This is a genomic window from Okeania sp. SIO2F4 (assembly GCF_010672385.1).
Taxonomy (GTDB): domain Bacteria; phylum Cyanobacteriota; class Cyanobacteriia; order Cyanobacteriales; family Microcoleaceae; genus Trichodesmium.
In genome coordinates, this window is the sequence record NZ_JAAHGT010000351.1 from 1 (window position 1) to 9,120 (window position 9,120).

The following is a 9,120-nucleotide window of genomic DNA, read 5'->3' on the forward strand; positions in this document are numbered from 1 at the left end:
TAAAAGAATGTTACGAATATTTTAGTCAACCAAAGTAGTTTAAGTCAGATGCAAATTTACTAGAATAGATTGTTTCATAGAAAAAAATGATAATAAAAACTGCTTCTACTGACTACTGATTATTGACTATTGACTACTAGAAACAGTCCAAATATTTGTAGCAAAAATTTATAAAATTGGTATAAGGGGTGAATATTTATAATTCATACAATGATTATGCAACAGCTAATATTAAATTAGTTTGACTGAATTTAGTAAGACTAAAATTGAAATCGAAGCTTTTGAAAATATGACTCCCGAATAGGTGACTTATGAGTATACTAACTAAGGTTTGCTGAAAAAGTTTTTGGTTCCTAAAGCCAACATTCAAGAATATTTTTGAAGTTTAAGTTGAGTCAAATCTTTCACCATAAAAGTTAAACTTCTCGACTTTATTTTCAATGTTCCAAAGCTATGGTGAAATTCAACTGTGGTTAACAACTTGTTTTGACATTAATCTGTCTTGTCTAACAGTTCATCAATTAGTCAGATATAAATTAAAAAGTAAATTAAAAGTTCCGCCTCCAAAGCACATAAAACATACAGGAAGAACCTCAATAAAACTTATAGCAGTTTTCATTAATATAGAATAAAGAGATTTTAGCTTAAAGATAAAAAGCAGAACGCAGAGGGCAGAAATTTTGTAGTCTACCTTTGTGAAAACCGCTATAAAAAAACTATCATATCAACTAGAACAGAAGATTAAGTTAATTAATAAATATTCGGAAAATTAACTACTAATTCGCTATTGGTATCAAGACGAAAATATAATTGGATTAAAAACTATAACAGGTAAAGTCATTACTGCTTGTGGTGTTAAGCCCATTGGCTTATATCAATGGATCTTTGAATATTTATGACTTTATGGTTTAGTAGAACCAAAAACATGAGACTCCTTTTTTTATGAATTTAGTCATCTAGATACCCCTTGCGAGCGAAAAATTTTCAGAGCTTTTTTCTCAAACATATGCTGATGAGATTCATATCATTGAACTAGAAACGGGCGAAGGCATCTAGGAAATGATTTATCTATCCCTGATAACATTATTTTACTATTCCAACCTCCTTATTATCCCGAACTTAATCTCATTGAAAGACTATGGAAATAGATGAAAAAATTATTGAAAAATCAAGTTTTCAATTCCTTGGAAATATATACGAAGAATCCTGAGAAATATATTAGCTGGATTGAGTCAAAAAGACATTGCTTCTTGTACAGGATATGATTCTATTCTTGAAGCATTATGTGTAGTCGGGATTGATACCATTTATCTGTAACAATGCGCTTAATAATTCTTACCTAAACCTGAATTTTACTAATAGCTGTTATCTTTTATTAAGCGCAACTTCATGGAGAAATCGTATGAGGAAATTGGGAGAAAATAATTGCCAAGAAATGAATCAATAATTTTTCTCAAAAATTTGAACATAACTCGTTCTTAACGGTAAGGTTTTATGAAGTGTTTAGACTTGATTCAAAGCCTTAACTATAGTCAAAAAATTAGGTAAAAATTAATAATTTCAGATTCAATAACTATTCCAGAATTAATAAAAAAATAAAATACTAAAATTTCGCAAATTTCCCAAATTGAAAAATTCAGGAATCTTAAAGAAAAAGTAAGCTTTTTCTGCCACACACTTCTGTATAAATGAACATAGACACCGATTGAGTAAAACACAACAAAGGAACAAAAAAATGGATGATAAACTGATGTTAATGATTCCTGGGCCTACTCCAGTGCCAGAAACAGCATTACTAGCAATGGCTAAACATCCAATAGGCCATAGAAGTGGTGACTTTTCCAAAATTATGGCAGAGGTCACAGAAAACCTCAAATGGCTGCATCAAACCAAAAATGATGTACTAATTTTAGCCTCTAGTGGGACTGGAGCTATGGAAGCAGGTATAATTAACTTCCTGAGTCCTGGCGATCGAGTACTATGTGGATGTAATGGTAAATTTGGCGATCGCTGGGCAGAAGTGGCCACAGCTTATGGTCTCAATGTTGAGAAGATTACTGCAGAGTGGGGCAAACCTCTAGACACAGAAGAATTTCGTCAACAGCTAGAAGCGGATAAAGACAAGCAAATTAAAGCAGTCATTCTTACCCATAGCGAAACTTCTACAGGTGTTTTGAATGATGTCGAAACTATTAATAATTATGTTAAAGCTCATGGTGAAGCTTTAATTATAGTAGATGCTGTCACAAGTCTTGGGGCCGTAAACTTACCAGTAGATGAGTTAGGTCTTGATGTTGTTGCTTCTGGTTCTCAGAAAGGCTACATGATACCTCCTGGTTTAGCCTTTGTGGCAGTGGGAGCCAAAGCTTGGACTGCTTATGAAACAGCTAAATTACCACGTTACTATCTCGACTTAGGTAAGTATCGTAAAGATGCAGCTAAAAATACTACACCCTTTACCCCACCAGTAAATCTATTCTTTGCTTTGCAAGCTACACTTAGAATGATGCAGACTGAAGGATTAGAAAATATTTTCGCTCGACACGAGCGTTTAAAGAATGCAACTCGTGCAGCAGTAAAGGCTTTAGGGTTGCCATTACTAGGTCCAGATGCAGTAGCTAGTTCTGCTGTTACAGCAGTTGCTCCTCCACCAGAAGTAGAGGCAGAAAAAGTGCGGGCTGTTATGAAAAAACGTTTTGATATTGCTTTAGCTGGTGGACAAGACCATCTGAAAGGAAAAATTTTTCGCATTGGACATTTAGGCTTTGTCTGCGAAAGAGACATTCTGAATGCGATCGCTGCTTTAGAAGCTACTTTGGGAGAGTTGGGATATGAATCTTTTACTTCAGGGGCTGGTGTAACTGCTGCTTCTAAAGTTTTAACTGAATCATAATTAAATTGGCAGTTTGGTAGTTAGTAGTAAATTTTGAAGATATTGATCGTTAGATTGAGTGTTTACTACTAGCTACATCTTGAAAAACCAAATTTTACTATTTTTATCGGGTTGAAATGTATTTTAATTAGGGCTTGCTGAATAAATATGAAAACGGTTAACTTGTTATTCAAAGAAAGCTGGTTATAATTTTTTATTATCATCATTCATTCAACTATAAGTTGAAATCATTAAACAGATCACAAAAACAGTTTTTTCTCCAAATATAAAAAAGTACAAAAAAAGAGAAAAAGCCTTTTTTAAGAGGGTGGAAAGGTTAATTACTAAAAAAGTAATTGCTATGGCAGTCACGGAAGTTTCAGAAAGTTTAGTCATAATTTTATCGAGGCTAAGTCTTCTTTTTGCTTGCCCAAATTTACCCTCAATATAGTTGCGTAATCTTTCATCCAACCAAGCTTGTTTCTTTTTTTCTTTATCAATATTTGTTGGTGGTCTTGCTAAGGCAAGACCACTGATTCTCATACCTATTTTTTGGCAGAATTTTCGGTTTTCTGTTGTCCGGTAAATGTGGTCAGCATGAACAGATTCTGGATAATGACCTCTGTAGTTTTTAAATGCAACAACCTTGAGCTTTGAAATCTCCTGATTCATTAAAGTTATCCCAACTTATCCGGTGTAAAAATACATATCTATCGAAACAACTTGCAGAGAGTTTAGCTCTAAATTATGTATTTTTTATGGCTTTTCCTCCCATTACCGGACTAACATGAGGTTGATTTAAACTTACTATTCGCTCATCTATTCGCTGAAGATTATTATCAAACATCCATAGTTGCTGACGGTAGATTTCACTCACCACTAAGAGCATCTTATATGGTCTTTTACTCAAACTTTTCAGACTCGCACCTTTCTCTATTAGTAGGTATGCTAGTTAAATTTTTCGAGACATATTTCAGTTGTTTTTTCAGGGCTTTCCTGATTTCACATGTGAGTGGGTCGTCTTTTTTTTACTAATGCATAAATATTCTTTTCTCCCTGTTTGGCGGTGAGTAATTGGTTTTTTATTAAATTTTATTTTGAGGGGTTCATAAAAGATATCTATGATTTTTTCAGTTTCAATTCTGGATCTATTTAATAGATTTAAGTCTGTAGGATAGCTGATATCGGCGGGGGTGCAGGTGGTATCTATGATTAATTTACCTTGATTTTTTACTTCCTTTATTTATTCTAATTTTGTTGTTTTTTTTTTCTTCATATTCTGTATTTTCACCCTTCGTTTTGACCATATATGAATTAATTTTATTGACTAAATCAGCACAAGCATCTTTCTCTAAAATGAACCAACATAGATGGGTCAAATGGAGCTTCGTTGCTATAAGAATCAAGACCAATAAAGTATTTTAAATAATTAATAATTAACAATTAATAATTAATAATTACCTCTTCTGATAACGGATAGGATTGGACTAAAAGGAATTTTTTTTCTTCTCTTGGTCGATTGGATATGGCGTTTAGCTAACGCAAAACTTCGTTAACGCTGCGCGACATGAAACCCATAGCGTCCCGGAGGGAACGGAAACCTCGCCATCCCATCCTAGGTCATGCTTGCCTCTTGCCTCCTGCGGAGGAGCTGCGCTTTTCATGTCGCGTAGCGAAACAGAGGAGCTTTGCTAACGCAAACGACCGCTTTTTCTCCATGAATGGAGAGGCTTTATACCTTAAGAGTTCGGTAAATAAGGGTTTTCCCTAATTTTTTCTACTGTTTCTCTATTAGTTATCCCTAGTTTTTCTTTGATTATTAAGGCTCCCAGTGCTATTCTGAAAGGTAAGGCTGGTACTCCTCTCTCCTCTGAAAAATTAATCCTATATTCGGCTTCAAATTCAGACCAAGGAATTAAACTAGCCATCATTATCCAACGATTTTCTGGGGATAATTGGCTATTGAACGGCAGTTCAAAATTTTCTAGTGCAGTGTCAGGTTGGCCTACTTTTCTGTACATGGCCTGTGCAATATAGATGCCTCATTTTTGGTATATTTTAGCTGAAAATAGGGCAAAATTTCTGATTATTTCTGATTAAAAATGCCTTAAATCCTTACTGTCTAAGTTTTTTAAATTTAATCAGCAAGCCCTAATTATACTTGCATTTGCTATTTATAGTAGTTGTGACATTTATGTTTAGTTGGAAGCATTCAGCTATTAGTAATAGTCAGCCCTTTAGCAATCATATCCTCACCTTAAAAGGCGAGGTTTAAATGAATTCGCAGTTAAGGAAACTGTAATTTGGCAGTACATAATAGCTGATGGTTAATACCTGATAGCTGAATGCTTACTTTAGTTGAAATCATAAGTGTTTTGTAGCCAATCAAATATTTTATCTAATTGTTCTAGAGTAACTAAACCGTATTGCCACAAAATCATCGACAAAGCATTAGAGTCTGGTTGAGGACATGGTAATTCTGAAGTAACACTAGCTCGTTCAGCAACTGCTATAGAAGCTGAAGAAATAGATAATTCATTTTGCAAAAAATTGATAAAGCGAGCATAGTTTGTTGATGTCATAATTTCTGTTCACCTCCTTTTTTTTAAGAGACCATTTTCTGTGTAACTCTTATTTTTAATAAAATACATACGTTACATATTTGAGAGAATTTGCAAGTCAATGGAATTAATATTTTTACCTTGACTAAGTAATTATTGACTATCATAAAGTCAATATTTTTGTGTATAAAGTTAGTATCAGCCAGTTTTTGATCTGTTCTATAGATCGAAATTTTTTATATCATTTCTCCATTAAGTTGCACTTAATAAAAGATGAGAATAGTCTATGTAATCAGGTTTGAGCGATAATTATTGAGTGCATTGTTAGAAAGAAATGGTACTGAACCAAATTCAAAAACTTTTTTGATGAACTAAACAAAAGCTGGAAGTTAGCTATCAAAACAACAAGATAGCTTTAGCTTCCTTTCTCCATTAAGTTGCACTTAATAAAAGATGAGAATAGTCTATGTAATCAGGTTTGAGCGATAATTATTGAGTGCATTGTTAGAAAGAAATGGTATTGAACCAAATTCAAAAACTTTTTTGATGAACTCAACAAAAGCTGGAAGTTAGCTATCAAAACAACAAGATAGCTTTAGCTTCCTTCGGTTTGGATCTACATAAGTCACCCTTGCTATTCCGCAAAATCAGGTATTAGTTAAGATAAATGTTAGTGAAATTATAATTCCTCAAAATATATACTGCTACGCGGAAGACAGTTATGCACTTAATAGAGTCATGTAAAAGTTTACTACAATTAGATTTTCAGTTTATACAAGTATCAAACACTTTAATCGGTAGTGTTATATATACATTGAAGCTGAAAAAGAAGTTAGCTTTTCAATGATTTGAAAGGGGATGTTTTAACCTTCTCGAACAACCTGACTTAGCTGGAACCACAGATTTTTGAATAGCGGTGAGAAATCACGATTCAGCAATCAGGAAAAACTCAATTTTAGCTGATAGCTAGTTAAAACTAACTTACTATTGCTGCCAGTCAAAATCACAGAAAACTTACTATTGAATTATTACTTAATTCAAAAAACATAAGTAGTTAGAGTATAGGGTTTAAGTAGTTCTGTTTGATTAAAACTATTACCACTTATGAGGGGAACCTTGCTCAAGTCATTTGATTATACAATAACTTTACTCGAATGCTTGTATATTAGATTTTTACTTACAATACAAACAATTTTTTGTAGTTATTTATGTGCATAAAAACATATCACTAAGTTTTTAGACCAGCACAAAATTCGATCTCTCTCACACCAATTAAATCAAGTCAAAGACATAGACTATCAACAAGGCAAGCTTTCCCTTGAATCAACAAAACATTAGGTTGATAAACTTAATTTGGTATTACAGTATAGCAAACCATAATCTTAATGTATATACCTAGGAAGTAAAATAATAAAAAATTTTCTTAAATTTTGTCAACATAATTCAGAATTTGGTTCTTCTAGGAGTCGCAGTTTATAGATGAGGATATACAAGTTCTCATATTCAATGAGATGCAGTATTTTTTCTCTTCCCTATTCCCTATTCCCTATTCCCTAAAATTCAAAACTTCTGTATCTCACCAATTTGATCAACTCTATATGAGACAAAAGTCGTAGTTTATTTTATTCCTATTTTTCTTGTGTTTACTGCCGATTTATTCTGTTCTATTTAATAGAAACTTTTCGGAGTATCTAATTTTTAGTAATTATTATTCGATCTCCAACCTTCAAACCTAATTCCGTGATACGTCCTCCCCGCACTTCAATAACTCGATCGACTGGCACACCAGATCCGTAGACAGGGCAAGGATCGGCTAAACAAGGAGGAACATCAAGAGCGATCGCCTTAACTACACCAGACCGAATAAATATCATATCAAGGGATATTTGGCAATTTTTCATCCAGAAGTCAACCTTCCGAGGTGGGTCAAAAGAGAATAGCATTCCCCGATCGTCAGCTAATTCAGTTCTATACATCAGACCCATTGCTTGCTCTTTAGGAGTTTTTGCCACCTCCAAATTAATTATTTGACCAGATATTTGAGCTTTAGCTGTAATTGGCAATACCTGGCCTTCCTGAGATACCTGAAAATTTGATGGGTGTTGAGCTTGTGCTTGAATACTAATAGCCTGTGAAATTTGAACAAATGTTATTTGTAGCGAAAAGCCAAGCAAAAACAGAATTATTCCAGACTTAAATAAACTAAACTTACTACCCATAACAGTATCTCAAATTTTCTAACAACTTAATATTGAATTGTTTAATCTAAAATGAGGCAATAGTTTTTTTGGCTAAACCTTTATTATCCCAAATCCGGTTTTCAAAACCTCTTTGCAAAAATAGGTTAAATTCTTTTTTATCAAGAATTTAGAATTATTTGGATAATGGGGGTGTGAGAAAAGGATTTAGTATTAGAGCTAGATTAAAGGATTTTCCTAAAGAATCTAATTAGATGAAACAGCCTAATAGACATCTCCAAAAACAAAAACAGGAAATCAATTATTTCCCTATTCCCTATTCCCTATTAGACATCTCCAATAATAAAAAATCAAATCAATTATCGTAAAGAAATCATCAATTATTTCTCCCTGCTCCCTACTCCCTACTCCCTACTCCCTCTTTTCTGGAGAGGTCTATTCCCTATTCCCTATTCCCTATTCCCTATTCCCTATTCCCTATAATTCTAAGTTTCTCTCAGAACATACCCAATACCACGGACAGTCTGAATTAATCTCTTTTCACCTTCTCCCTCAATTTTCAGGCGTAAATATCTAATATACACCTCAATTACATTAGACTCACCTAAAAAATTATAACCCCAAACATTTTCCAAAATCTGTTCGCGACTCAAGACTTCACGAGGATGCTCCATTAAAAACTTTAACAGCTCAAATTCTTTCATAGTCAACTCAATACTACGACCATGACAAAAGACCCGCCGACCACCCAAGTCCAAAACTAAATTCCCAAATCTCAACTGGTCTTTGTCTAACGTACTAGGTTGCAAATAAAAGCTAATTAATTCTAAAAAGTCATCACTCCGATAAGGCTTGAGAAAATAATCATCAGCTCCAGACTCTAGACAAGCAACACGATCTTCAACTTGGTCGCGAGCCATCAAAAGTAACATGGGCATCTTATTACCCATTTTCCTCAGATTACTGCACAACGATAGTCCAGATTCTCCAGCCAACATTCGATCAATTACAATTAAAGCAGGTTGAAGCTCCATAGCCCGATGAAGACCTAAACTAGAGTTAGCAGCAACAATTGGATGATAGCCTGACTCTTTTAAGTCCAGGCTCACATATTGGGCTAGAATTTCATCAGTCTCTATTATTAAGACAGAACGATTTTGGTCAACAGTTAGGGTACTCATACTAAGACTCACTTATATTAGATTTAGATTACTCGATATAATCCTGATTTTTTTAGCATATTTAAGTTAGTCTAGCACTGAGAATTGTTACAAAAAATGAGAGAAAGGTGTTGTTAAACCAGGGATGAAAACCAGCAAGCAGGAGATTAAAATCCTACCTTTACTGAAGAATTGGGTTGAAAACCTTCCCCTTAAACCCAGGGGCAACTCCTCGGAGACGCCGGTCTACTCCAAGAGCCACGAGTTGTACGCGCTCGACCTCGCACGCGACGCGACACAGAAGCGTGGCTACATCACGGTGGTTGAGG

General features: G+C 34.2%; 7 protein-coding genes and 1 pseudogene. 2 read left to right on the forward strand and 6 right to left on the reverse strand.

All coding sequences use genetic code 11. The features are described 5' to 3' along the window. Positions 1-1,735 precede the first annotated feature (1,735 nt). Positions 1,736-2,893, forward strand: a complete 1,158-nt coding sequence (locus F6K22_RS21030) for a pyridoxal-phosphate-dependent aminotransferase family protein (RefSeq protein WP_293102188.1) — start codon at positions 1,736-1,738, stop codon at positions 2,891-2,893. A gap of 210 nt (positions 2,894-3,103) precedes the next feature. On the opposite strand, the gene F6K22_RS21035 is transcribed toward F6K22_RS21030, so the two are convergent. From F6K22_RS21035 to nblR, 6 genes and pseudogenes are all read right to left on the reverse strand, one after another. After that, the gene (locus F6K22_RS21035) at positions 3,104-3,544 is read right to left on the reverse strand and encodes a transposase (RefSeq protein WP_293102191.1); all 441 of its coding nucleotides are present in this window, start codon (positions 3,542-3,544) and stop codon (positions 3,104-3,106) included. A 73-nt stretch (positions 3,545-3,617) separates the two neighbouring features. Then, entirely contained in the window at positions 3,618-3,782 is a 165-nt protein-coding gene (locus tag F6K22_RS21040; RefSeq protein WP_293102194.1) for a hypothetical protein, read from the reverse strand. 841 nt (positions 3,783-4,623) lie between these two features. Continuing rightward, positions 4,624-4,893, reverse strand: a pseudogene (locus F6K22_RS21045) (transposase); the annotation flags it as partial. 333 nt (positions 4,894-5,226) lie between these two features. Beyond that, positions 5,227-5,454, reverse strand: a complete 228-nt coding sequence (locus F6K22_RS21050) for a DUF2949 domain-containing protein (protein ID WP_293102196.1) — start codon at positions 5,452-5,454, stop codon at positions 5,227-5,229. 1,670 nt (positions 5,455-7,124) lie between these two features. Then, positions 7,125-7,652, reverse strand: coding sequence for a DUF192 domain-containing protein (locus F6K22_RS21055; RefSeq protein WP_293102199.1), 528 nt, complete (start codon positions 7,650-7,652; stop codon positions 7,125-7,127). Between the two features lie 464 nt (positions 7,653-8,116). Then, on the reverse strand, positions 8,117-8,812 hold the full coding sequence (gene nblR, locus F6K22_RS21060; RefSeq protein ID WP_293102202.1) for a response regulator transcription factor NblR: 696 nt from the start codon (positions 8,810-8,812) through the stop codon (positions 8,117-8,119). Positions 8,813-8,936: 124 nt separating this feature from the next. Here nblR and F6K22_RS21065 point away from each other — a divergent pair. Beyond that, positions 8,937-9,120, forward strand: a 184-nt coding sequence (locus F6K22_RS21065; protein ID WP_293102205.1) for a hypothetical protein, incomplete at its 3' end; no start/stop codon positions are given.